This window comes from Centipeda artemidis DSM 19719 (assembly GCF_000426665.1).
In the GTDB taxonomy this organism is placed as follows: Bacteria; Bacillota; Negativicutes; order Selenomonadales; family Selenomonadaceae; genus Centipeda; species Centipeda artemidis.
Genome location: NZ_AUFU01000006.1, coordinates 118,072 through 139,596, shown reverse-complemented (window position 1 = coordinate 139,596; position 21,525 = coordinate 118,072). Strand labels below are relative to the sequence as shown.

At 58.5% G+C, this 21,525-nt stretch carries 23 protein-coding genes, 1 tRNA gene and 1 pseudogene; 20 read left to right on the top strand and 5 right to left on the bottom strand.

Annotation, left to right across the window (positions count from 1 at the left end):
* The 7 genes and pseudogenes from K341_RS12820 to K341_RS0105140 all read left to right on the top strand — a co-directional run.
* Nucleotides 1-194: pseudogene (locus tag K341_RS12820) on the top strand (hypothetical protein); the annotation flags it as partial.
* 63 nt (nucleotides 195-257) lie between these two features.
* On the top strand, nucleotides 258-857 hold the full coding sequence (locus tag K341_RS0105165; protein ID WP_026762086.1) for a BsuPI-related putative proteinase inhibitor: 600 nt from the start codon (nucleotides 258-260) through the stop codon (nucleotides 855-857).
* Between the two features lie 199 nt (nucleotides 858-1,056).
* Nucleotides 1,057-1,914, top strand: coding sequence for a ChbG/HpnK family deacetylase (locus tag K341_RS0105160; protein WP_026762085.1), 858 nt, complete (start codon nucleotides 1,057-1,059; stop codon nucleotides 1,912-1,914).
* Nucleotides 1,915-1,979: 65 nt separating this feature from the next.
* Nucleotides 1,980-3,311: a hemolysin family protein gene (locus tag K341_RS0105155; protein WP_026762084.1), complete on the top strand. Its 1,332-nt coding sequence runs from the start codon at nucleotides 1,980-1,982 to the stop codon at nucleotides 3,309-3,311.
* 27 nt (nucleotides 3,312-3,338) lie between these two features.
* Complete coding sequence (serC, locus tag K341_RS0105150; protein WP_026762083.1) at nucleotides 3,339-4,427, top strand: 3-phosphoserine/phosphohydroxythreonine transaminase; 1,089 nt, start codon at nucleotides 3,339-3,341, stop codon at nucleotides 4,425-4,427.
* Between the two features lie 173 nt (nucleotides 4,428-4,600).
* On the top strand, nucleotides 4,601-4,921 hold the full coding sequence (locus K341_RS0105145) for a type II toxin-antitoxin system Phd/YefM family antitoxin (RefSeq protein WP_009350611.1): 321 nt from the start codon (nucleotides 4,601-4,603) through the stop codon (nucleotides 4,919-4,921).
* Nucleotides 4,918-5,238: a type II toxin-antitoxin system RelE family toxin gene (locus K341_RS0105140; RefSeq protein WP_026762082.1), complete on the top strand. Its 321-nt coding sequence runs from the start codon at nucleotides 4,918-4,920 to the stop codon at nucleotides 5,236-5,238. The genes K341_RS0105145 and K341_RS0105140 overlap by 4 nt, the downstream gene beginning before the upstream one ends.
* Nucleotides 5,239-5,309: 71 nt before the next feature.
* On the opposite strand, the gene K341_RS0105135 is transcribed toward K341_RS0105140, so the two are convergent.
* Nucleotides 5,310-5,495 (bottom strand): YjfB family protein, encoded by a 186-nt coding sequence (locus tag K341_RS0105135; protein ID WP_009350612.1) that lies wholly within the window; start codon nucleotides 5,493-5,495, stop codon nucleotides 5,310-5,312.
* 13 nt (nucleotides 5,496-5,508) lie between these two features.
* Nucleotides 5,509-6,333: a flagellar filament capping protein FliD gene (locus tag K341_RS0105130; protein WP_009439439.1), complete on the bottom strand. Its 825-nt coding sequence runs from the start codon at nucleotides 6,331-6,333 to the stop codon at nucleotides 5,509-5,511.
* A 134-nt stretch (nucleotides 6,334-6,467) separates the two neighbouring features.
* On the opposite strand from K341_RS0105130, the gene mtaB reads away from it, so the two are divergent.
* From mtaB to K341_RS0105090, 8 genes are all read left to right on the top strand, one after another.
* Nucleotides 6,468-7,784, top strand: a complete 1,317-nt coding sequence (gene mtaB / locus K341_RS0105125; protein ID WP_037349459.1) for a tRNA (N(6)-L-threonylcarbamoyladenosine(37)-C(2))-methylthiotransferase MtaB — start codon at nucleotides 6,468-6,470, stop codon at nucleotides 7,782-7,784.
* A 75-nt stretch (nucleotides 7,785-7,859) separates the two neighbouring features.
* A complete protein-coding gene (locus K341_RS0105120; RefSeq protein ID WP_026762080.1) occupies nucleotides 7,860-8,666 on the top strand; it encodes a BUD32 family EKC/KEOPS complex subunit in 807 nt (268 codons plus the stop codon).
* Between the two features lie 174 nt (nucleotides 8,667-8,840).
* Nucleotides 8,841-8,918, top strand: a tRNA-Arg gene (locus K341_RS0105115).
* A gap of 189 nt (nucleotides 8,919-9,107) precedes the next feature.
* Complete coding sequence (locus tag K341_RS0105110) at nucleotides 9,108-9,764, top strand: TetR/AcrR family transcriptional regulator (protein ID WP_037349457.1); 657 nt, start codon at nucleotides 9,108-9,110, stop codon at nucleotides 9,762-9,764.
* Between the two features lie 39 nt (nucleotides 9,765-9,803).
* On the top strand, nucleotides 9,804-10,994 hold the full coding sequence (nirJ1, locus tag K341_RS0105105; RefSeq protein ID WP_026762078.1) for a putative heme d1 biosynthesis radical SAM protein NirJ1: 1,191 nt from the start codon (nucleotides 9,804-9,806) through the stop codon (nucleotides 10,992-10,994).
* Complete coding sequence (gene nirJ2, locus K341_RS0105100) at nucleotides 10,991-12,187, top strand: putative heme d1 biosynthesis radical SAM protein NirJ2 (RefSeq protein ID WP_390899615.1); 1,197 nt, start codon at nucleotides 10,991-10,993, stop codon at nucleotides 12,185-12,187. Before nirJ1 ends, nirJ2 begins: the two co-directional genes overlap by 4 nt.
* A gap of 418 nt (nucleotides 12,188-12,605) precedes the next feature.
* On the top strand, nucleotides 12,606-12,884 hold the full coding sequence (locus tag K341_RS0105095; RefSeq protein WP_009439382.1) for a type II toxin-antitoxin system RelB/DinJ family antitoxin: 279 nt from the start codon (nucleotides 12,606-12,608) through the stop codon (nucleotides 12,882-12,884).
* Nucleotides 12,881-13,156 carry a type II toxin-antitoxin system YafQ family toxin gene (locus K341_RS0105090; RefSeq protein WP_009350622.1) on the top strand — a complete coding sequence of 92 codons (276 nt, stop codon included), beginning with the start codon at nucleotides 12,881-12,883 and terminating at the stop codon, nucleotides 13,154-13,156. The genes K341_RS0105095 and K341_RS0105090 overlap by 4 nt, the downstream gene beginning before the upstream one ends.
* Before the next feature lie 65 nt (nucleotides 13,157-13,221).
* On the opposite strand, the gene K341_RS0105085 is transcribed toward K341_RS0105090, so the two are convergent.
* From K341_RS0105085 to K341_RS0105075, 3 genes are all read right to left on the bottom strand, one after another.
* Complete coding sequence (locus tag K341_RS0105085) at nucleotides 13,222-15,078, bottom strand: heavy metal translocating P-type ATPase (protein WP_026762075.1); 1,857 nt, start codon at nucleotides 15,076-15,078, stop codon at nucleotides 13,222-13,224.
* A gap of 21 nt (nucleotides 15,079-15,099) precedes the next feature.
* Nucleotides 15,100-15,318, bottom strand: a complete 219-nt coding sequence (locus K341_RS0105080) for a heavy-metal-associated domain-containing protein (RefSeq protein WP_026762074.1) — start codon at nucleotides 15,316-15,318, stop codon at nucleotides 15,100-15,102.
* 240 nt (nucleotides 15,319-15,558) lie between these two features.
* Nucleotides 15,559-17,253 carry a methyl-accepting chemotaxis protein gene (locus tag K341_RS0105075; protein ID WP_026762073.1) on the bottom strand — a complete coding sequence of 565 codons (1,695 nt, stop codon included), beginning with the start codon at nucleotides 17,251-17,253 and terminating at the stop codon, nucleotides 15,559-15,561.
* A gap of 524 nt (nucleotides 17,254-17,777) precedes the next feature.
* Here K341_RS0105075 and K341_RS0105070 point away from each other — a divergent pair.
* The 5 genes from K341_RS0105070 (at nucleotide 17,778) to K341_RS0105050 (ending at nucleotide 21,417) form a co-directional block, all read left to right on the top strand.
* Nucleotides 17,778-18,824 (top strand): hypothetical protein, encoded by a 1,047-nt coding sequence (locus tag K341_RS0105070; RefSeq protein WP_026762072.1) that lies wholly within the window; start codon nucleotides 17,778-17,780, stop codon nucleotides 18,822-18,824.
* Between the two features lie 28 nt (nucleotides 18,825-18,852).
* Entirely contained in the window at nucleotides 18,853-19,422 is a 570-nt protein-coding gene (locus K341_RS0105065) for a gamma carbonic anhydrase family protein (protein WP_009350628.1), read from the top strand.
* Nucleotides 19,422-19,838 carry a hypothetical protein gene (locus tag K341_RS0105060; RefSeq protein ID WP_026762071.1) on the top strand — a complete coding sequence of 139 codons (417 nt, stop codon included), beginning with the start codon at nucleotides 19,422-19,424 and terminating at the stop codon, nucleotides 19,836-19,838. Before K341_RS0105065 ends, K341_RS0105060 begins: the two co-directional genes overlap by 1 nt.
* Before the next feature lie 139 nt (nucleotides 19,839-19,977).
* On the top strand, nucleotides 19,978-20,949 hold the full coding sequence (locus K341_RS0105055) for a TAXI family TRAP transporter solute-binding subunit (RefSeq protein WP_026762070.1): 972 nt from the start codon (nucleotides 19,978-19,980) through the stop codon (nucleotides 20,947-20,949).
* The gene (locus K341_RS0105050) at nucleotides 20,950-21,417 is read left to right on the top strand and encodes a DUF1850 domain-containing protein (protein ID WP_026762069.1); all 468 of its coding nucleotides are present in this window, start codon (nucleotides 20,950-20,952) and stop codon (nucleotides 21,415-21,417) included.
* The last annotated feature ends 108 nt before the right edge of the window (nucleotides 21,418-21,525 follow it).

Sequence of the window (21,525 nt, the reverse complement as noted above, 5' to 3'; positions counted from 1 at the left end):
CCGAAGATGAACGGCAAGCGATAGAGGCAGAATATCGGGAAAAAGACAAAGAACAGGAAGAAAAAGAGAAAGAAGAAGCAAAAACTCAAACCGCAAGGGAATTAAATAACAAGTACTATCGGGTATGTCAAGTAAAGTGTGTAAATTCCTTATATAAAAGCGCACGGCAGATCCTCTGCATATCAAAAAGGTAAATTTCTCTGCGTCGTCGAATTTAATAAGCATATCCAATTTTTGTACGCAGAAAGGATTGTCCTATGAAAATAACGAAAAAAAGATTCGGCATTGCGCTGATTGCGTCGTTAATCACCATACCTTCGACGTTTGCTGTGCATCCGGCTGAGGCGGGGATTGGGGGCGGTATCGGCATTACGTTCCCGGCGGGACATCACGGAGGGGCGCGGCTGCAGCGCACCTCTTATGCGGGCGTACGCGTGCATGATGTTGCCGAGGAGCTGACCGTTGAGGAAAAAGGCGGGCGGCTGCTGCTGAAACTCAAGGTGCACAACGAGGGGGAGAGCCTCTATATGGTCGAGCATCCGACGGGGCAGGATTATGATTTTGCGCTGCTTGATGCAAAGGGGAAGGAGATTTGGCGCTGGTCAAATACGATGGCGTTTACGCAGGCATTCCAGACGTTTGCCATTGAGCCGGGGGCGTCGCAGGAGTTTACGGCGGAAATTGAACGCAAGACGTATCGGGAGCTTCGAGACAAGGCAGTGCTCGCTGTCGCAGGTCTGACGGATACGGGCATCTATGTGTCGGCAGAGGTACCGGACACGGTGAGCGGCGGCACGCGCGGCGCGTCGATCACGGGAGGCATCATCTTCGGCAGCGGAGCTTGGTCACGATGGTAAAGGTTCGGAGCGACAGGCTGCCTGCGAATACATGACGATGCTCCGTCGACCGGATATATATCGCGTGTGCATAAAAATGCCCCCGGATGCGCTCCTGTGCATGGAAACGGCGCGATGGGTGGACGGGAGCGGCGCTCTGCGGTATAATAAACGGTAATTTTGCTGAAACACGGAGAAGGAAACGGCGGTGCAGAGAGCTTTGAAGCGGATCATTGTCAATGCGGACGATTTTGGGCGGCATGTGCTCATCAACCGCGCGGTGGAGCGCGGCGTACAGGACGGCGTGCTGCGCTCGGCGACGCTGATGCCGGGCGGCGCGGCGTTTGACGATGCGGTTTTGCTTGCACAGCGGACGCCGGCACTTGGTGTCGGCATCCATCTGACGCTCGTCAACGGTACTCCCGTCCTGCCGCCCCGAGAGATTCCCTCGCTCGTGACGGAGGCGGGCGTCTTCTATGACGATCACAATGTCTTTGCCGTTCATCTCCTGCGCGGGCAGGTCAATCTTGATGAGGTGCGCGCCGAGCTCGCGGCGCAGCTGCGTCGTGTGGAGACGGCGGGCATCCGACCGACGCACGCGGACAGTCATCAGCACATGCACGTCCTGCCGGGCGTCATCGACATCGTGCTCGACCTCTGCACCGCCGCCGCGATACCTGCGATGCGTGCGCCGCGTGCACCGCTCTTTGCGGGGGCGTTCGGCGGCGTCGGGCAGATCGTCGGGCGTGCGGGGCTGTCGGTGCTTGCCCGTCGTGCAGCGGTCATGGCGCGTCGGCGCGGAATACGGACGCCCGATCGCTTCGCCGGCATCGTCGCGGGCGAGGCTGTGGATACGCGCGTTCTCACAGAGATTGTACGCGCATCTGTGGACGGCGTGACCGAGGTCATGATGCATCCCGGCACGGACAATGCCGTTCTCATCCCCGCGTGCCTCTGGGATCACAACTTCGAGGCGGAGCTGCGCGCCGTCTGCGCACCGGAGGTGCACGACGCATTCCGTGCGGCGGGGGCGGAGCCGGTGAATTTTCGTGTGTTTATGGGCGGGGAGAGCACATGAAGCACGGCGTGCAGCCGCTGTGACAACAAGGATATTTCTTCTCGATCAAAGGAGATGGCTTCCTCTTGGATAGTTCTGCTTCGGATCTGATCTGTTTCGTATTGCTCGTTGTGTGTCTGTCGGCGAACGCGTATTTTTCGCAGATCGAGACGGCGCTGACGGGCTCGCACCGCGGGCGTCTCGAAAAGCTTTCGCTCGACGGCAATCCCGATGCGGCGGCGGCGCTCGCGCTGCTCGAGCATCCGGAAAAGCCCATCGCGATGGCGCAGGCGGGCGTGACCTGCATGAGTCTCCTCATCGGGCTTGGTATGGGACTGCTCGTTGCGCCCGCGTTCGGGCGATTCCTCGCACATCTCCTGCCGGGGATGGAGGTCTTTGCCGCAGCGCTCGTGCTGAGCATCGTCGTCATGACCGCGCTGACGCTGCTCTTTGGCGATTTTTTGCCCAAGGAGATCGCGCTGCGCCGCCCGGAGGACATTCTCCTGCGCAGTCACCGCAGCATCCGCCTTTTGACGCGGCTCACGTCGCTGCCGAGCGCGGCGCTCGTGTCGGTTTCGCGCGGGCTCCTGCTGCTCTTTGGCATCAGTCCGCAGGATCGCGCCGCTGCGACGGAGGATGCGGTGAAGGATCTCATGGAGCAGGGGACGGAGGACGGCACGTTCGAGAAGGCGGAGCAGGACATGGTGGATCGTATTTTCCACATGAGCGATCAGACCGCGTCCGCACTCATGACGCCGCGCACACGTATCGCGTGGATCGATTTGGCGGAGCCGCGGCGTGAGCAGCTGCGCATTATCCGCAGGACGCCGCACGACGTGTTCCCGGTTGCGTATGAGAACCTGGACGATTTTCGCGGCGTGATCTATGCAAAGGAGCTTCTTGACGCGATGCTCGACGGCAAGAGCATCGACCCTGCCGACTACATCAAAAAGCCGCTCTTCGTGCCGCGCACGATGGAGGGACTGCGCGTCCTCGAGAAATTCCGCAGCGGCGACATCCACGAGGCGGTCGTCCTCGACGAGTACGGCGGCGTGGTCGGATTCATCACGATGGACGACATCATGGAGGAGATCATCGGCAGCGAGGACGGCGATGCGCCGACGGGCGCACGCATGAGTGAGGAAGAGCGGGCGAGCTGGATCTTTGACGGGCTGTATCCGATCGACGAGTTCAAGGAGGAGTTCGGCATCGAGGAGCTCCCTGATGAGGATCACGACCATTTTCAGACGCTCGGCGGCTTTGTCACTGCGCAGATCGGGCGCATCCCTGCCGTCGGTGAGACATGTGATTGGAACGGGTTTACATTTGAGGTGCGGCGGATGGATCGTGCGCGCGTCGCGGAGATCCGCATAACGCGTGCGGAGTATGGCATGGATGATGAGGGCGACAGTCAGTGATGCTCTGATCAACGAGGAGGAAGTATTTTGAACGAACGCATTTATAATTTTAATCCGGGACCTGCCGTCCTGCCCGAAGAGGTGCTGCGCGAGGTGCAGGCGGAGCTGCTGAATTTCCGCGGGACGGGCATGTCCATCCTAGAGATCAGTCACCGCGCGCCCGCCTATGAAGAGGTGCACGCGCGGGCAAAGGCGGACATCCTCGAACTGATGGGGCTCGGCGCGGACTACGACGTCGTATTCACGGCGGGCGGGGCGAGTCAGACCTTTGCACTCCTCCCACTGAACTTTGCCTCGGTGGCGCATCCCGGCAGCTATGCGCTTTCCGGATCGTTTGCGGAGAAGGCGTACGAGGAGGCGGTGCGGCTCGGTGTCGGCACGGTCGCCGCCTCGACGAAGGAGGAGGATTACGCGCGCGTGCCCGCGCAGGAGGAGCTGAATATCGCGCCGAATGCTGCCTACCTCCACATTTGCCTGAATAATACGATCTACGGGACGGAGTATCACTATACGCCCGAGACGAACGGCATCCCGCTCTTTGCGGATATGTCCTCGGACATCCTGTCGCGTCCGTGGGATTTTGCGCGCTATGACTTCATCTATGCGGGCGTGCAGAAAAATCTTGGGCCAGCGGGCGTTGTGCTGAACGTCGCGAAGAAAAAGCTGCTCGAGAGCAGCCCCGCCGAACTCCCGACGATGCTGCGCTACAGCACGTTCCAAAAGAACGACTCGCTCTACAACACGCCGCCCGTTTTCGCCATCTACATGGTCGGCAAGGTCGCCGCGTGGATCAAGGCGCAGGGCGGACTTGCCGAGATGGGGCGGCGCAATGCGGAAAAAGCCGCGCTCCTCTATGGCGTCATCGACGGCTCGGACGGGTTCTATCGCGGGCACGCGGAAAAGGGCAGCCGCTCGCGCATGAACGTCACGTTCCGGCTCGGCAGTCCCACGCTCGAGGAGCAATTCGTCGCCGAAGCCAAGGAGCGTGGGCTCGCGGGGCTCAAAGGACACCGCAGCGTCGGCGGGATGCGCGCCTCCATCTACAACGCCATGCCGCTTGCAGGCGTCGAAAAACTTGCCGCATTTATGGAGGAGTTCCGAAAGAAGAATCGGTAAAGAGACATTAAAATAGCTGCCCCCGCAATCGCCGGTGAATGCGCATCGGGCAGCTTTTTTGTTTTCGGTTTGGGAAAATGCGGGGCGCGTCTGTTTAGCGAGCAGAATATCGATGAATTTGTTGATATATTCGCTGCTTTTTGATATAATATCCCTAGGAAAGAAGGGATCGCATGGCAAAAGCAGCACCGCTCAATAAGACCGTGCCCATCACCGCGTTCAACCGCGGGAAGGCGGGACAAATCTTTTCCGAAGTCAAGCGGTCGGGTATGGCGGTCGTGATCAAGAACAATGCGCCGGAATGCGTGCTGCTTTCTCCGCAGCAATATGAAGAGATGCGCGAGGAACTGCACGAGATGCAGCTCGCCCGGCTCGCAGCGGAGCGACTGCGCGACTTCGATGCAAAGAAGTGTATCCCGTTCGAAGAGGTCTGCAAAAATATGGGGATGTCGCCTGCGGCATGTGAGGACGGCGACGAGGTTGTGTTCGAATGAAATGGGCGGTGGATTTTCTGCCGGAAGCCGCCGACGATCTCGCGCGTCTTGACGGCAGTCAACGGCAGATCGCCGTCAAGGCAATTGAAAAGGTACGACAAAATCCGCTGCCGAACACGGAGGGCGGCTACGGGAAGCCACTCGGGAATGTCGCCGGCACCGCGCTTGCGGGACTGCTTAAAATCAAGCTCAGAGGGCAAGGTCTTCGCATTGTTTATCGCCTGCTGCGCACGGAGAAGCGGATGGTGATCATCGTGATCGGCATACGGGCGGACGATCTTGTTTATCAGACGGCACAGGGCCGCATCTCGAAATGATCCATAAAAAATCCCCAACCGTACGCGGCGGTTGGGGATTTTTGCTTGCATTGTTTCGTCAAATATGATCCTTAGGCAGACACGTCGACGACATTGCCGAGGTTCGGATCGACGCTTGCCGTGGTCTCCTCAAGGAGTTCGAGCGCGTCGTCGCTCGCGTTCATCGCCATCTTGGCGACGGCAATGCCGAGACTCTGCATGTCCTGCTGTTGATGCATATTGACCGACATCTGTGCAATATCCATTGTGAGATCCATTCCCTATTTCTCCTTATACATAGATGCTGAACAGGTTCAGCATGTTCGAGTAGCGCGACATCGTACTGAGCGAGCCGCCTGTGAGCAGTCCTTCCGCATAGCTGAGCTGCTTGCCGATGGATTCCTGCATGGTCGGCAGCACGCGGCTGCGCGAACTCTGTGCGAGCTGTGCATGACGATCTGCGCGTCCGGCGAGACCGTCCTTTCCGAGGATCGCCTCTGACTGTGCCGGCGAACTCGTAAGTGCGCGCGCGAGCTGATTTTCATTCACCGTCATTTGCCCCGTCTTTGCGTTGACGGTAATGCCCATCTTGGCATAGGAATCCGCCTTGTACGTCGTATCCGAGAAATCGGCAGCGAGGCGCTGTACGCCGGGACCTGCCGATTTATTCTCCGCGAGAAACGCGTTCGTCTCGTTGTACTGCGCGACGAGGTCTTTGACATTCCCAATCGCTGTTTTCAGGCGGTCGCTGTAGGTCTTGGAGCCGTCTGCGTTCGCCCTGATATCGGAGCTGTCAAGTTCGTAGCTCATTGTCTTGACCGTGCCCGCAGATTTGCGCAGATCCTTCATGTTCGAATCGTATTCCTTGTAGAACTTCGAACTGCTCTCGGCATAGGATTTGCGGAGCTGTGCCGCTTGATTTGCGATCGAAAAAATCGAGTTCAGTTCCTGTGCGCTCGAATCCTGCGCGCGGTACTGCGCGGAAAACAGACTCGACGATCCGCGCTTCGTATTCCCTCCGAAGAGCGCGGCGGTCGCGTCCATGCGTGAGCTATTGCTGTAAAGCGACGAATAGATGGAGCGTGCCGCTCCGGTCATCTGTGAAATGCTCGCCATAAATATCCCCCCTCCGTGGTCTATGGCATGGGAACGATTTCTTGTACTTATTATATCGCATTTTTAGGAAATGTCATCACTTTGGAAGAAAAAATTTATTGTTCATAGCGGCTTTGTGGTACAATAGTAATATAATGAACGGGAGGAGGTGCGTCTTGAGCGCAGTTGCATTCATGACGCTCGGCTGCAAGGTCAATCAATTTGAAACGGAAACCATGGAGGGACTGTTCCGCGCGCGCGGCTACGATGTCGTGCCGTTCGAGGAATCCGCAGATGTCTATGTCGTCAATACCTGCTCGGTGACGCATCTGAGCGACCGCAAGTCGCGCCAGATCATCCGCCGCGCGGCACGGACGAATCCGCGCGCCTGTATCGCGGTCTGCGGCTGCTATGCGCAGGTCGCGCCAGAGGAGATTCGCGCACTCGAGGGCGTGCGCGTCGTCATCGGGACGAAGGAACGCGCACAGATCGTCGACTATGTGGAGGAGGCAATGCGCGCGGAGAGCGGCATCTCGGGGCAGATCACGGACATCATGCAGGCGCGGACGTTCGAGGATATCCCGCTCGCGCACATGCCGCAGCGCACGCGTGCATTTCTCAAGATCGAGGACGGCTGTCAAAATTTCTGCACGTTCTGCATCATCCCCTATGCGCGCGGTCCTGTCAAATCGCGTGAGCTCGCCGCCGTGCGGCGCGAAACGGAGCGGATCGCAGCGGCAGGATTCCATGAGATCGTCCTCACGGGCATTCACCTCGGCGCGTACGGCATCGACCTCCCCGGGCGCCCGACGCTTGCCGATGCCTGCCGTACCGCACTCTCTTTGCCGGAGCTGAGGCGCCTGAGGCTCGGTTCACTCGAGTCGGTCGAGCTGTCGAACGATCTGCTCGAGCTCATCCGCACCGAGCCGCGCTTTGCAGCGCACCTGCATCTGCCGCTCCAGGCGGGGAGCGACGGCGTTCTTACCGCGATGAACCGCCACTATGATACGGCGGCGTTCGCACGTCTCATCGAGGATGTACGCCGCGCCGTGCCGGGCGTTGCGGTCTCGACGGACATCATCGTGGGATTCCCGGGCGAGACGGAGACACAGTTCGAGGAGAGTCTTGATTTCGTGCGTCGGATGGGCTTTGCGCGGATGCATGTGTTCCCGTACTCCGCGCGGAGGGGAACGCCCGCCGCACGGCGTCCCGATCAAGTGCCCGCGCCCATACGCAAGGAACGCGCGGCGCGGATGCAGGCGCTCGCTGAGGAACTCGCTGTAGGCTATCACCGGGCAGCGCTCGGCACGGTCACGGATGTCCTATTTGAAACGACGGCGCACGGCGTTACGGACGGGCTCACGGACACCTATATCCGCGTCTACACCGATGCTCCCGTCACGCGCGGCGACCTTGTTTCCGTGCGGCTGACGCGCCTTTTTCGTGACGGTGTGTGGGGAGAACCGGCGTAACGGGGCACGCTGTTGGGCAATACGGCGTGATTCCTCCTCCGGAAAGTCTGTCGGCAGCATAAGGAGGTGATGGAGATGCGTATCAATGAGGCAGGAGAGATGAGAGACCTGAACATACGCATCGGCGAAGAGTTAAAAAAACACCCGGAGAAGCGCATTTTCTGGTTTATATACGAAGGGCGAAAAATCTGGGTCAAACAGACAGAGTCCGTGCGCAACGAGCGTTGGCTGCGGTTCGCGCGCTGCGCATGCCTCGTGCTGGGACTTGGAATTTTGCAGCCGGGGGTAAATCCAAATGGGAAAAAGGCACTGCATTTTGAGACGGGACGTCTGGAGCGGCTCGCGCGGCGCGGTGTCGGGGTGCCGGAAGTATATGCCTCCGGGGACGGCTGGCTGGCGCTTGCCGACTGCGGCGCACGGGTATCGGAACTCGTGGGGAGAGCGGATGTGCCGTTCTCACAGAAGGAAGAGATGCTGTCTTCCGGCGCGGAAGATTTGGCGCGTCTGCATGCTTTGGGACTGCATCATGGGCGGCCTGCGCTCAAGGATATGATGTGGGACGGTACGCGCGTGATGCTGATTGATTTTGAGGACGGGATCCTTATAGGGCTTCCGCGTGAAAAACGTATCCTGCGCGACGTGCTGCTCTTTGTGCAGAGCATCTTCAAGGAAGCCGGTGCGGATGCCAATCGCCTTGCGGAAACGGCGTTCCGCACTTATGCCGGCAGACAGCCGCACTATGCCGCACGGGCATTTGCGTATTTCGGCAGGCTGGATGCGCTCTATCTGGTTCTGAAAATATTCCTGCGCCATACGGGGAGCGACTTGGAGAGTGTTTATCGGACGTTGGCATTTTTTCGCAGCGGAGGAGACGGGCGATAGAACCTCCCCTGTCTCGTCACCAATCCGTCCGCATGGGAACGAAGCCGCGGTGTAGGATGTGTGGAACGCTTGATTCCGGTACCTGCAAGAGGATACGGCGGTGTCTGTATGAAAAATTTTCCCTTGACACGTTCTTCTAAAGATGCTAATATAATCACCGTCGCAAGACAACGTGACTCAGTAGCTCAGCTGGATTAGAGTATTTGACTACGAATCAAAGGGTCGGGGGTTCGAATCCCTCCTGGGTCACCATTTTGATGAACGTATGGACGTCGACTTTGGTCGGCGTTTTTTTGTTGCCTTGGATTTGGCTGTTTCAATCGACTAATTGAGAATGAAAATATGAATGGGATTCATTTTTTGCTTTTCAAACGAAGTTTTTTCCTATATAATACGCATGTAAGGATTTGAAGAAAGGGTGGACTTTTGTTGGAGACGATGATGGGACGGCGCGAGCGCAAGAAGATGCAGTCGCGCAGGATGATTCTCGAGGCGGCGGTCAGCGAGTTCTCGAAGAACGGCTACAAGGATACGTCGGTTGCGGACATCATGAGGACAGCGGATCTCGGGATCGGGACGTTTTACAATTATTTTACGTCGAAGGAAGATCTCCTGTTCTCGCTTCTTAGCCGGCTCGGCGATGCCATCCGTATGGCGCTCACCGAGGCGCGGGCGGCGGATCGCACTGCGCTCGAGCTCCTTGAGGTCGGTGCGCGTGTGACGGCAAAGTTCCTCGATGAAAATCGCTTTGTGATGCCGTTGTTCCTCGCGGCATCCAGACATGCGGGACCCCAGGATACGGAGACGGGGGGGCATGGAGGTGCGGAGACCGCGGACGCGCCGCATCCGCACCACGGGGGGCATCCCGGCGGCGGACGTATGACACCGCAGATCAAGCAAATTTTTACGGAGATCATCGCACAGGGACAGGAGACGGGGGAGATTCGCGGCGACGTGCCCGTGGATCTCATCGCGGAGATGTTTCACTCGCTCTATCAGGCGGCGGTGTTCAGCAGGCTCGATCTCTCGTTTCAAGAAAATATCGCGCTCAAGACAAAGCTCTTGCTCGACGGCATCCGGGCGAGCAATGAGGCATAACCTAGTTCTGTGTATTGTATTTTAGGATAGGGGCTCCACATGATCAGCGTAACGAAATTACTTTTTATGGACGAGCACTACGGCGATGCGCTGCGCTACGGGCATAACGCGCACCGCATGAGGAACGGCGCGGCGGAGGGCATGGGACCCGTCGTCGTCTGGAACTCGACGCGCACCTGCAATCTGCGCTGCCGCCACTGCTATATGGAATCGGACGGGCAGAAATACGCGGGAGAGCTCACGACGGAGGAGGCAAAACGCTTCATCGACGAGCTTGCGGATTTTCGCGTGCCCGTATTGCTCTTTTCGGGCGGCGAGCCGCTGATCCGTCCGGATTTTTTCGAGCTGGCGGAGTATGCGCGCGACCGCGGGGTGCGTCCGACGCTCTCGACGAACGGGACGCTCATCACACGCGAGGTCGCGCAGCGCATCAAGGATCTCGGCGTCGGCTACGTCGGTATCTCGCTCGACGGGCTCGCGGATGTGAACGATATGTTCCGCGGCGTCGAGGGCGCGTACCGGCGCGCGATGGAGGGCATCGAGAACTGCGTCGCGGTCGGGCAGCGCGTGGGGCTGCGCTTTACCATCAACCACCACAACATCATGGAGCTCGATAAAATCTTTGACTTCATCGAGGAAAAGGGCATCAACCGCGTCTGCTTCTATCATCTCGTTTACTCCGGGCGCGGCGGTCAGATGATGGATGAGGACGTGACGGCGGAGCAGTCGCGCCGCGCGATGGATACGATTATCGCGCGGACAAAGGATTTTGAAGAGCGCGGACTCAAAAAGGAGATTCTGACCGTCGACAACCACTGCGATGGGGTCTATATGTATATCAAGGCGCTCGCGGAGGGCAACGACGCCGGCGCCGAGCAGATCCGCAGGCTCATCGGGGCGAACGGCGGCAACCGCTCGGGCATCGCGTTCGGTGAGGTCGATCCGCTCGGCTATGTGCATCCTGATCAGTTCACGCAGCATCATACCTTCGGAAACGTGCGCGATCGACCGTTCGGCGAGATCTGGCAGGATATGACGCACCCGATTCTCGCAGGGCTAAAGGATCGTAAGCCGCTGTTGAAGGGGCGCTGCTCGAAATGCCAATATCTGAGCTGGTGCAACGGGAATTTCCGCACGCGCGCCGAGGCGCGGACGGGGGATTTTTGGGAGTCCGATCCGTCCTGCTATCTGACGGATGAGGAGATCGGTCTTCGGGAGGCGGCTCTGTGAGCGCGCCGCCGGAGGCGTGTGCGGCATCCGCAGCGTGTAAAGAGGCGTCCTGCCCACACGCGGTGGGTGCACATCCAGGACATCTACATGGAGCGGGGCATCCGGGCGGGCATCCCGGGGGACACCCGCACGGAGCGGGACATCCCGGCGGACGACCGGGCGGACATCCGCAGGGTGTTGCGGGCGGCGGAGTGAAGATTATCTCGTGGAACACGACGAACGCGTGCAATATGTACTGCGCACATTGCTACCGCGACGCGGGCTGCCGTGCGGAGGAGGAGCTCTCGACTGCCGAAGGGAAAAAACTCCTCGACGAGATCGCAAAGGCAGGCTTTCGCATCATGATCTTTTCGGGCGGCGAGCCGCTGACGCGCCCCGACATCATCGAGCTGGTCGCTTACGCGCGCGGACTGGGGCTGATCCCCGTCTTTGGCACGAACGGCACGCTGATCGACCGCACGATGGCACAGGCGCTCAAGGACGCGGGCGCGTGCGGCATGGGTATCTCGCTCGACTCGCTCGACCCGCAGAAGCACGACACGTTCCGCTCGTATCCGGGCGGCTGGACGGGTGCGGTGCGCGGCATGGAGAACTGCCGCGCGGTCGGACTGCCGTTCCAGATCCACACGACGGTCATGGATTGGAACCAGCATGAACTCGAGGCGATGACGGATTTTGCCGTCGAGATCGGTGCGAAGGCGCATCATTTCTTCTTCCTCGTGCCGACAGGACGCGCCGAGACCATCGAGGAGGAGTCGCTGCGCGCCGAGGCGTACGAGGACGTCCTCACGCGCATCATGAAAAAACAGGAAACCGTGGACATCGAGTTGAAACCGACCTGTGCGCCGCAGTTCCTGCGCATCGCGGATCAGATCGGCACGCCGACGCGCTTCACGCGCGGGTGTCTGGCGGGACTGACGTACTGCATCATCAGTCCACGCGGCAAGGTGCAGCCCTGTGCCTATCTCAACCGTGAACTCGGCGACGTGCGCGAGACCCCATTCGATGAGATCTGGGCAAAGAACGAAGTGTTCCAAAAGCTCCGCACACTCGACTACGGCGGCGGATGCGGCTCCTGCAGCTATAAGAAGTCATGCGGCGGCTGCCGCGCCCGCGCCGCGTATTATCACGGCGGAGATTATATGGCGGAGGAGCCGTGGTGTCTGTACCATGGTCGCCGCGGAGAGGCGTGACGTCCGATCTTGGCGTCTAGCGTCGTTATTCGTCGAATACTGCGCTTGACGTAGCTTTTAACTACGCCTTCGCTTGTATTCTCCTCATGCCTAGCTATACATCCAAGCTTGCACGTCACTTAGCGTTGCTTATAGAGGGGGAGGCGTGACGCGGGATTTTGGCGCATAGCTGTGTCACTGCGAAAAATCCTGCAGTTGACGTAGGTCTTAACTACGCCTGCCCTTGGATTTTTCTTGTTCCTTGTTCTGCATCCAAACTTCCGCGTCACTTACTATCCGTATAAAGATGATGATGCTGGAGTTTCGTGCTGCTTCCGCATCGTTTGTCCTCCGGACGAAGGGGATAATATGCGGCTTTTAGCTGTATGTTGACAGTATCTTCAAGCTGTTTTACACTGATGATAAGGAAGGAGTGATCATGGTGTCGCAGACGAGTGTGAGCATTCGCATGGATAGAGATCTGAAAACGGCGTTTAATGATTTTTGCAGCGATATGGGTATCAGCATGACGACAGCGTTTAATCTTTTTGCGTGGAAGACGGTGAGCGAGTATCGCATCCCCTTCGATGTGGGAGATTCTCTGCCGAATGCGGAAACCCTAGAGGCGATTGAGGAAGTTCGACGTATGAAGGAGAATCCCTCTCTCGGAAAAACGTATACGGATGTCGATGAGATGATGCGGGAGCTGTTGGCATGAAATATACCGTACGGCCAACGACAAAATTTCAAAAGGATCTGAAACGTATACAAAAGCGAGGTTACAATATAGATCTCCTGACTGAGATTATTAAAAAGCTTGCGAACGGTGAGGGGCTTCCACCAAAGAACAGAGACCATGCGCTTACCGGTAACTATGCGTCATGTAGGGAATGTCATATTACACCCGACTGGCTTTTAGTCTATGAGATTCTTGAGAAAGAACTGATTTTGTATCTAACAAGAACAGGATCACATACTGATTTATTTTAATGTGATAGAAAAAACCCGGCAGTATCGACAATGTGGTGTCGATGCTGCCGGTTTTGGTTTCCAATTTACTCTTTCACATGCAGTGCGCGCATGGCGTTGAGGATGGCGAGGACGGTGACGCCGACGTCGGCGAAGATTGCCGCCCAGAGACCCGCCATGCCGAGTGCGCCGAGGACGAGGACGATGCCCTTGATGCCGATGGCAAAGATGATGTTCTGCCAGGCGATACGCATGGTCTTGCGTGCGATGTCGATCGCGGTTGCGATCTTCTTCGGCTCGTCGGTCATGAGTACGACGTCCGCCGCCTCGATGGCGGCATCCGAGCCGAGCGCGCCCATCGCGATGCCGACGTCCGCGCGCGCGAGCACGGGGGCGTCGTTGATGCCGTCGCCAACGTAGGCGAGCGTTGCGCCCTCCTTACGACCCGCAAGGCGTTCTTCGACCTGTGCGACCTTGTCCTGCGGGAGGAGTTCGGCGTGGATGGTGTCGATGCCGAGCGATTTGCCGACCGATGTGCCGATCCACTTCGAGTCGCCCGTCAGCATGACGGTCTCGCCGATGCCGCGCTCCTTGAGGGCGCTGACCGCGACCTTTGCATCATCCTTCACCTCGTCGGCGATGTGGACGACGCCTGCATAGCGTCCGTTGATGGCAAGGCAAACCGCACCGACGTGCGGGATGGCGGGCATATCCTTGGTGTTCTTTGCCTTGAGGAAGTCCACCGTCCCGAGGAGGATGATGCGTCCGTTGATGTGTGCGGAGATGCCGCGCCCCGCCTTTTCCTCGAGGGCGTGCACGTCCGTCCCCTCCGTCGAGTGCCCGCCCGAGGTGAAGGCGCGCACGATGGAGACGCCGATGGGATGTGTGGAGTAGCGTTCCGCGTTCGCTGCGTAAAAGAGTACCTCGTCCTTTGAGAACCCGTTCGCGGGCAGAACGTCCGTGACGCTGAAGCTGCCCTTTGTGAGCGTGCCGGTCTTATCAAAGACGACAGTGTCTGCCTTGGCGAGCGCTTCGAGGTAGTTGCCGCCCTTGATGAGGATGCCGGCGCGGCTCGCGCCGCCGATGCCCGCAAAGAAGGAGAGCGGGACGGAGATGACGAGTGCGCACGGGCACGAGATGACGAGGAAGGTCAGCGCGCGGTAGATCCAGCCCGCGAACGGATCGCCTGTCACGAGCGGCGGGACGATGGCGAGCAGCAGCGCGCCGATGACGACGGCGGGCGTGTACCAACGGGCAAAGCGTGTGATGAACGCCTCGGTCGTGGCCTTTTTGTCCGTTGCCTCCTCGACGAGCGACAGGATGCGCTCGACGGTGGATTCTTCGTACGGCGTTGTGACCTCGATCTCGAGGACGCCCGTCTGATTGATGCAGCCGCTGATGATCTCGTCGCCCTCATGCGCCTCACGCGGCATGGATTCACCGGTGAGTGCGGAGGTGTCGAGAAGTCCTTCGCCCTTGCGGATGATGCCGTCGAGCGGGACGCGCTCGCCCGGGCGGACGAGGATCGTGTCGCCGACCTCGACCTCGTCCGGGAATACCTCTTCTTCCTCGCCGCCGCGCAGGACACGTGCGGTGTCGGGACGAATATCCATGAGAGAAGAGATGGAGCGGCGCGAACGCTGTACGGCGTAGGCTTGGAACCACTCGCCGATCTGATAGAGCAGCATGACTGCGACGCCCTCGGAGTAGTCTCCAAGGAGAATAGCGCCGATGGTCGCGATCGACATGAGGAAGTTTTCATCAAAGACGCGCCCATGCCGGATGTTGACGGCGGCACGCCAGAGAATATCCCAGCCGATGAGCGCATACGCGGCGAGGAGCAGTGCCATGCCGATTCCGGAGTGCTCGAGGATCATGCCGGGAATGAAGAGCGCCGCCGCACCGCCGATGCGATAGAGCATCCGCTTCTGTTTTTTCGACATCGTGCTTCTCCTTCTAAAAGATTAGCCTTCGAATACGGCGTCCGGTTCGATGGTCTTGATGATCTTCCTGATTTCGCCGAGGATCTCGTCAAAACGCGCGTCGTCAGCCTCGAGCGTCATACGCTGACTCATGAAGTTGACGCGCACTTTCGTTACGCCGTCGAGCTTTGCTACGGCGTCCTCAATCTCCTGTGCGCAGTGCCCGCAGTCGAGTTCGCTCAGTTTGAATGCCTTTTTCATGGTAAGTTCCCCTTCCTTCATATGCTACATATGAATAGATGTTCATTTGTATTGATTATAAGACCTGCTGCGTGAAATGTCAAGCGTAAAATCATAGAAAAATAAAAATCCCTATTTTATTTTTCGCATAAGGCAATGGCTGGGACTGCCCATGTAGGTAGGGAGATAAAGGGGCATAAATATCAAAAAAAGGTACATCGTGCACGGGGAGATGCCCGGCATACGATGTACCTTTGCTTGTTAGAGTTTGAATTTTGATGTGATGTCGTTGAGTTTCGAGGCGGTGTGCGAGAGGGATTCGGCGCTGTCGCTCACGTCGTGCAGGCTTGCGCTCTGCTCTTCGGAGGCGGCGGCGACGTTTTCGGCGTTCGCCCCTGTCTTTTCGGCGACGGTGCCGATGCTTTGGACATTGCCGACGACAGCCTGCATATCGCCCGCCGTTTCGTCGACGGCTTTGCTGATCTGCGTGATGCTGGCGCGGACATCCTCGAGACGCTTTTGAATCGAGTTGAAACTCTTCTCCGTTTCGACAGTGACCTCTTTGCTCGCGTCCACTTTTTCCTCGGCGTTCGAGATGGCGCCGGCGGCAACCTGAATGCTCTCAATCATGCGCCCGATGGTCTGCTCGATTTCGTTTGTCGCGGCGGAACTCTGCTCGGCGAGCTTGCGCACTTCCTCGGCGACCACGGCAAAGCCGCGTCCTGCTTCGCCCGCGCGTGCCGCTTCGATGGCGGCGTTGAGTGCGAGGAGGTTGGTCTGCCCGGCGATCTCGCGGATGGTTGTGACGACATTCTTGATGGCATCCGATCCTGTGACGAGCTGTTCGGACACACGGGAGATTTCCGTCATGGAGTCGGCGACCGTCTCGTTCTGCTGGACGAGCTCGTGAATGTACTTCATGCCGCCCTTGGCATCGGCGACGGCGTCGTCCGCAGTCTGCGTGACATAGGCGCCGCTCGCACTCATCTCCTGTGTTCGTGCGCTGACCTGCTCGATGGCGGTCGAGATCTCGCCGATGCTGTCGTTGTTGTGCGTCGCGTCGGCTGCCACCTCGGTGATCGTGTGCGCGATGCTCTCGGAGACCTGCATCTGCGACTGGACAGAGCCGGAGAGCGCTTCGCTCTCCTTCGAGAGACCGTCCGCCTCGCTTTGAATGGAGCGGACGATGTCATGCAGGGCGTTCTTCATATCGATCAGCTCATTCGCCATATCGCCGATCTCATCGTTCCATGTGGCGCGCGTGCCGGGGAAGGAGAGGTCGAGCTTGCCGAGTTTCCCGACATCGTTGCGCAGGTTCATGAGACGCCGCGCCAGTTTGCGCGCGTACCATGTCGCGCATGCAATGATGGCGATGATGCCGACGAGGCTTGCGACAAGGGCGATGATAAAGATATGGTGCGCGTTATCGTTCAGATCCTCCATCTGACCGGTGCGTACCTGCTTTTGGACGTCGGCGGTCTTTTCAAAGAGACTGTTTACATCCTCTGTCCGCTTATAGAGTTCGCTCCGCGCAGCTTCGTAGGCGTTGGCATCACCGCTCTGATACGCAGCAATGACGCGCTTGGTGTGTTCGTTGTATTCATGTATGCCCGTACGCAGCTGCTGACCGAGCTGCTTGCTGTCCGGATTGACGGCATTTTCAGAGAAACGAGTGATTTGATCCTCTGCTTTCTTTAATGCGTCTTCTGTACGGCTTGCAGCGGCACTGTCTTTTGTCACTACGTAAGAGCGGAGCTCGCTGAGCCCTTGATGGAAGTCGTCTTCCGCACGCAGCAAGGTGATGGAGTTGTCTACCGTTACGGAGAGCAAGTGCTGATAAGCACCGCTCGTCGTATCAAATTCGTATAGAACGACGCCGAGAAGCAAAACCATCAGCGCAATAACGCTGCCCAAAAGTCCGCTGAGTTGTGCACCGATTGGAAGCCGTTTTCCCATAAAAAATCCCCCTTAATACCTTTCCCAGAGGTACGATCCACTTTCCGTAATCCCTAAAATACAATCCATGATACTAGGTTATTCTGTACCTTTTAAGATGTTTTGTCAATATATTTTTCATTGAAATTTCACCTGCAATGAAAAAAATGAAATTTTGTTCACAATATCACTTGCATTAGAATGATAAATGTGTTACATTAACACCCGTAAATTTCCTGTCTGTCATATGGTTCGTGGATGAATCATATGCCTTCGGAACGATTTGTCCGCCTTGGTGAATGCGCGCATTCGGGACTTGGCGGGGGGATTAGTGTCTGCACACTGCAATTTTTTATTAAGAAAGAATAGAGTGCATGGACGACCAAAGGGAGACGCAGGGAGTACGAGCCGGGCGACCGGCTTTTCTTTTTGCCCAAAATGGGGTAAAATAGGGGATACAGCGCTGAGATGCTTTATCTATGAGGCGCTTGCGCCGATAATATCATAGAGAAATATTGCGTTTTGCATTACACGGAGGTAAGCATATGCATATGTTTGAAACGATCGGCCGCATCGGCGACTACACACGGATGAAAAACCTGCGGCGTGATATGAACTACCGTCTGCGTACGGGACAGAGTTTGGCGCAGGCGCTCGGGATGCCGCAGGACATGAAGAAAACGCAGTCCGCCGCGCTCCTCCCACAGGTGCAGGAGAGCGATGAGTTGCGCTCTATGCGCATCCGGCAGAAGCTGCGGCAGGGGCAAAAGCTCTCGGGCGCGGATAAGCAGTACCTGAGGGATCACGATCCCGATCTCTATGAGAAGGTATCGCGTATTGAGGAACGCCGCGAGGAACTCGCCCGCGCCTTAAAGCGTGCCAAGACAAAGGAGGAGGCACTGCGTGCAGTCACGCTTGCGAACATCGCGGTGCTCGCGGAGATGCGCGCGACGGGCGGTGCAGAGGCACCGAGTCTCCGGCGTGCGGTGCAGGGCGGCGGAGGCGGTGCAGCTGCGGCGGGGACATCTGTTGCGTTTACCGCAGGAGCTGACGGCGTGCCGGATACGGGCGGAGAAGCCGCCGCTCTGGATATGCCGGCAGAGCCGAGCAGCGCGGAGATGAACGCCGCGATCGCGGGCGACGCGATCGGCAAGGATGCCGCGCCGGATGCCGCGGCGCAGCGTGCGGACACGGATGCGCCGGGCACGGAGGAATCCCCGCGCGAGGAAATGCCGCAGGCGACACAGGCGTTTGGCGGACACCGCGCGCTCACGCCTGCGGAAAAGGATGAGCTGCGCCGCTCCGCGCTGACGGGGACAAAGCTCACGCCGCTCGATACGGAGCACGTCTATCAACTGCGGGCCTATCAGCGCGAGTGGATGGAGTATTCGAACTCGAAGGCGTACAAGGAGCTGCCCGACACGCCGCTCGACGCGGCAAAGAAGGAGCTCGACAAAAAGCGCAAAAAATATCCGCACAGCGAAAATGCCCCTGCACTGCGTCCCGCACCCACGCCCGCTGAGATTCTCATGGCGGCGCAGCGGTACTACCACACGGCGCAGGTTAAGGAATTTTTCAGTATGCGCGGGTAGCGACAGATTATTATGGAAGGGAACTGCTATGTATACATTCAAAGGTGATCAATTTCCAAGCTTTCACGGCATCACGCCGCAGATTGACGAAGAGGCGTTCGTTGCCCCCCAGGTGTTCCTCTCGGGCGATGTGCGTCTTGCAAAATACGCGAGTCTCTGGCCGGGCGTTGTGGCACGCGGCGATGTGGACTACATCTCGGTCGGCGAGTGCTCCAACATTCAAGACCTGACCTGTCTGCATGTGGCGGACAACAAGCCCTGCATCATCGGCGACTATGTGACCGTCGGGCACTGCGCGTGCATCCACGGCTGTGAGATCGAGGATCACGTCCTCATCGGCATGGGCGCGACGGTGCTGACGGGCGCAAAGATCGGGCGCGGCTCGATCATCGCCGCGGGCGCGGTCGTCAAGGAGAACGCGGTGATCCCACCGAACTCGCTCGTGGCGGGCGTGCCGGGCAAGATCGTGCGCGAGAACATGGACCGCATTGCAACGATCCACGCGCAGGCGCTGAAATATAAATGCGAGTGGTCGGTCGAGTACGGCGTCTATCCCGAGATCGGCGGCGAACGCTATCACGGAGAGAAGATCATCTGATGGCGGACACGGAGCCTGCACGGACACTCCCGCACGGCGGTCAGCAGCAGGTCAAGATGGAGATCGCCGGTATGATCCACGGCGGCGAGTCGCCCTACGACATCATCTATCATGTCGCACAGTGGCTCGAGCGCACTTCCGGAGAGCCGGGCTATGCCGCCTACATCGAGGAGCAGATGCGCGCCGTCTACGGTCTCGCGCTCATGCACGTGCGTCCGATGGAGGACGAGCTGCGCGACGTGGAGGCGCGGCTCGTGCGCATCAGTGAAGCGTACCAAAAGCCGGAATTCACCGAGGAGGAGAAGAAGCGCATCCGCTTTGCCATGGATCTGCATAAAAAGAACATTGTGCGGCTGAAGGAACTCATTGCCCGCGCAAAAGCGGACGGCGCGTCCACGGATTTTGTGAAAAATTAAACGTACTTCATGTATATTTGTATACTAAGCGTTCCTTGTCTTGCGGGCATGGGACGCTTTGTGTTAGAATATCCACATTATTCCGCGCGGGGAGCGGGGCTTTCGATGATGTTGGTATTGCGTACAGGAGGAAGAGACCATGAACATTTCTACCGTGAAGAAAATCCTTGCGGCGGGTGCGATTGCCGCACTCTCCACAGCGCTGCTCGTCGGCTGCGGCAGCGGGGACTCCGCCGGCGGAGAAAAGAAGTTCCTCAACATCGGCACGGGCGGAACGGCAGGGACGTACTACCCCATCGGCGGCGCGATCGCCGAGATCCTGAATAAGGAGATCCCGGGCATGAATGCGAGTGCGCAGAGCACAGGCGCATCCGTCGCGAACATCAATATGCTGCGCGACAAGTCCATCGACCTCGCGACAGTGCAGAACGACATCACCTTTTACGCCGTGAACGGCACGGAGATGTTCGAGGGGAAAAAGTTGGAGGGCTTGCAGGGGATTGCGTCCCTTTACCCTGAGACCTGCCAGTTCGTGACGCTCCAATCGTCCGGCATCAAGAGCCTCAGCGAGCTGAAGGGCAAGCGCGTCGCGGTCGGTGCGGCGGGTTCGGGCGTCGAGGCGAACGCGCGCCAGATCCTCGCGGCATACGGCATCACCTATGATGACATCGACGAGCAGTTTCTCTCGTTTGCTGAGGGCGCGAGTGCACTCAAGGACGGCAACGTGGATGTTGCCGTCCTGACGGCCGGCTACCCGACGGCGTCGGTGCAGGACATCGCTTCGCAGAACCCAGTGCGTCTGCTCCCCGTGGATGAGAGCGTCGCGGACGGGCTCATCGCCAAGTATCCGTTCTATACCAAGACCGTCATCCCTGCGGGGACATATGCGGGCTTTGACGAGGCGGTGCCGAGCGTCTCCGTGATGGCGATGCTCGTGGCGGGACCCTCGGTCGATGCGGCGATGGGGTACGACATCACGAAAGCGATCTTCACCCATCTCGACCGCCTGCAGGGCGCGCACGCCGTCGGCAAGCAGATTACGAAAGAAACTGCAAAAGCGGGCATGTCACTCCCAATGAACGCGGGCGCGGAGAAGTATTTTGGCGAGTAAATGAGAGCCTATCTGATCGCGCTCCTTGCTGCGGCGGGGCTGGTCGCGTTTGACATCCTATCGGCGCCCGCACTCCTCATGGAGGTGGACGGGCATCGGGAGGTGCTCGCGGCACAGGTGAAGGATGAGGTACCGCTCACGATCCGGTTCATCCATTCGGTACAGAAAACGCCTGTCGAGGAATTTCTGACGGTACACGCGGACGGCCGGTTTCACCTGACGGGGACGCGCTATCAATCACACGGCGTGGGGCTGCCCTTCCTCCCCGAGGAGGGGCAGTTTCGCCGCGAAGGCGACTATTTTGTCCTCGATATGGAGCGCGACTACCCGTCACTGAGTCTCCGAACGGGTGTCGGGACGCAACTGCGCATCGAGGTCGCGGGGCGCGAGATCCCGCTCTATGAGATGTACGCACCGGGGACGAAGATTGATCTGTTTGTTGCCCCGCTGTATCGGGGGATATTTTAATCTCGGAGCAGATGCAGCATGATTTAGGCGTGACGCGGGATTTTGGCGCCTAGCTGTGTCACAATGACACGTTACGCCGCCGTATATCGTTACAGGGCACGGCACGCC

What these genes read in the sequence shown, in the direction of transcription:
- K341_RS0105165 (WP_026762086.1), top strand. Translation starts at nt 258, where the DNA reads ATGAAAATAACGAAAAAAAGATTCGGCATTGCGCTGATTGCGTCGTTA.
- K341_RS0105145 (WP_009350611.1), top strand. Translation starts at nt 4,601, where the DNA reads ATGGCAAAAGCAGCACCGCTCAATAAGACCGTGCCCATCACCGCGTTC.
- K341_RS0105140 (WP_026762082.1), top strand. Translation starts at nt 4,918, where the DNA reads ATGAAATGGGCGGTGGATTTTCTGCCGGAAGCCGCCGACGATCTCGCG.
- K341_RS0105135 (WP_009350612.1), bottom strand. Translation starts at nt 5,495, where the DNA reads ATGGATCTCACAATGGATATTGCACAGATGTCGGTCAATATGCATCAA.
- K341_RS0105130 (WP_009439439.1), bottom strand. Translation starts at nt 6,333, where the DNA reads ATGGCGAGCATTTCACAGATGACCGGAGCGGCACGCTCCATCTATTCG.
- mtaB (WP_037349459.1), top strand. Translation starts at nt 6,468, where the DNA reads ATGAACGGGAGGAGGTGCGTCTTGAGCGCAGTTGCATTCATGACGCTC.
- K341_RS0105120 (WP_026762080.1), top strand. Translation starts at nt 7,860, where the DNA reads ATGCGTATCAATGAGGCAGGAGAGATGAGAGACCTGAACATACGCATC.
- K341_RS0105110 (WP_037349457.1), top strand. Translation starts at nt 9,108, where the DNA reads ATGGGACGGCGCGAGCGCAAGAAGATGCAGTCGCGCAGGATGATTCTC.
- nirJ1 (WP_026762078.1), top strand. Translation starts at nt 9,804, where the DNA reads ATGATCAGCGTAACGAAATTACTTTTTATGGACGAGCACTACGGCGAT.
- K341_RS0105095 (WP_009439382.1), top strand. Translation starts at nt 12,606, where the DNA reads ATGGTGTCGCAGACGAGTGTGAGCATTCGCATGGATAGAGATCTGAAA.
- K341_RS0105090 (WP_009350622.1), top strand. Translation starts at nt 12,881, where the DNA reads ATGAAATATACCGTACGGCCAACGACAAAATTTCAAAAGGATCTGAAA.
- K341_RS0105085 (WP_026762075.1), bottom strand. Translation starts at nt 15,078, where the DNA reads ATGTCGAAAAAACAGAAGCGGATGCTCTATCGCATCGGCGGTGCGGCG.
- K341_RS0105080 (WP_026762074.1), bottom strand. Translation starts at nt 15,318, where the DNA reads ATGAAAAAGGCATTCAAACTGAGCGAACTCGACTGCGGGCACTGCGCA.
- K341_RS0105075 (WP_026762073.1), bottom strand. Translation starts at nt 17,253, where the DNA reads ATGGGAAAACGGCTTCCAATCGGTGCACAACTCAGCGGACTTTTGGGC.
- K341_RS0105070 (WP_026762072.1), top strand. Translation starts at nt 17,778, where the DNA reads ATGCATATGTTTGAAACGATCGGCCGCATCGGCGACTACACACGGATG.
- K341_RS0105065 (WP_009350628.1), top strand. Translation starts at nt 18,853, where the DNA reads ATGTATACATTCAAAGGTGATCAATTTCCAAGCTTTCACGGCATCACG.
- K341_RS0105060 (WP_026762071.1), top strand. Translation starts at nt 19,422, where the DNA reads ATGGCGGACACGGAGCCTGCACGGACACTCCCGCACGGCGGTCAGCAG.
- K341_RS0105055 (WP_026762070.1), top strand. Translation starts at nt 19,978, where the DNA reads ATGAACATTTCTACCGTGAAGAAAATCCTTGCGGCGGGTGCGATTGCC.
- K341_RS0105050 (WP_026762069.1), top strand. Translation starts at nt 20,950, where the DNA reads ATGAGAGCCTATCTGATCGCGCTCCTTGCTGCGGCGGGGCTGGTCGCG.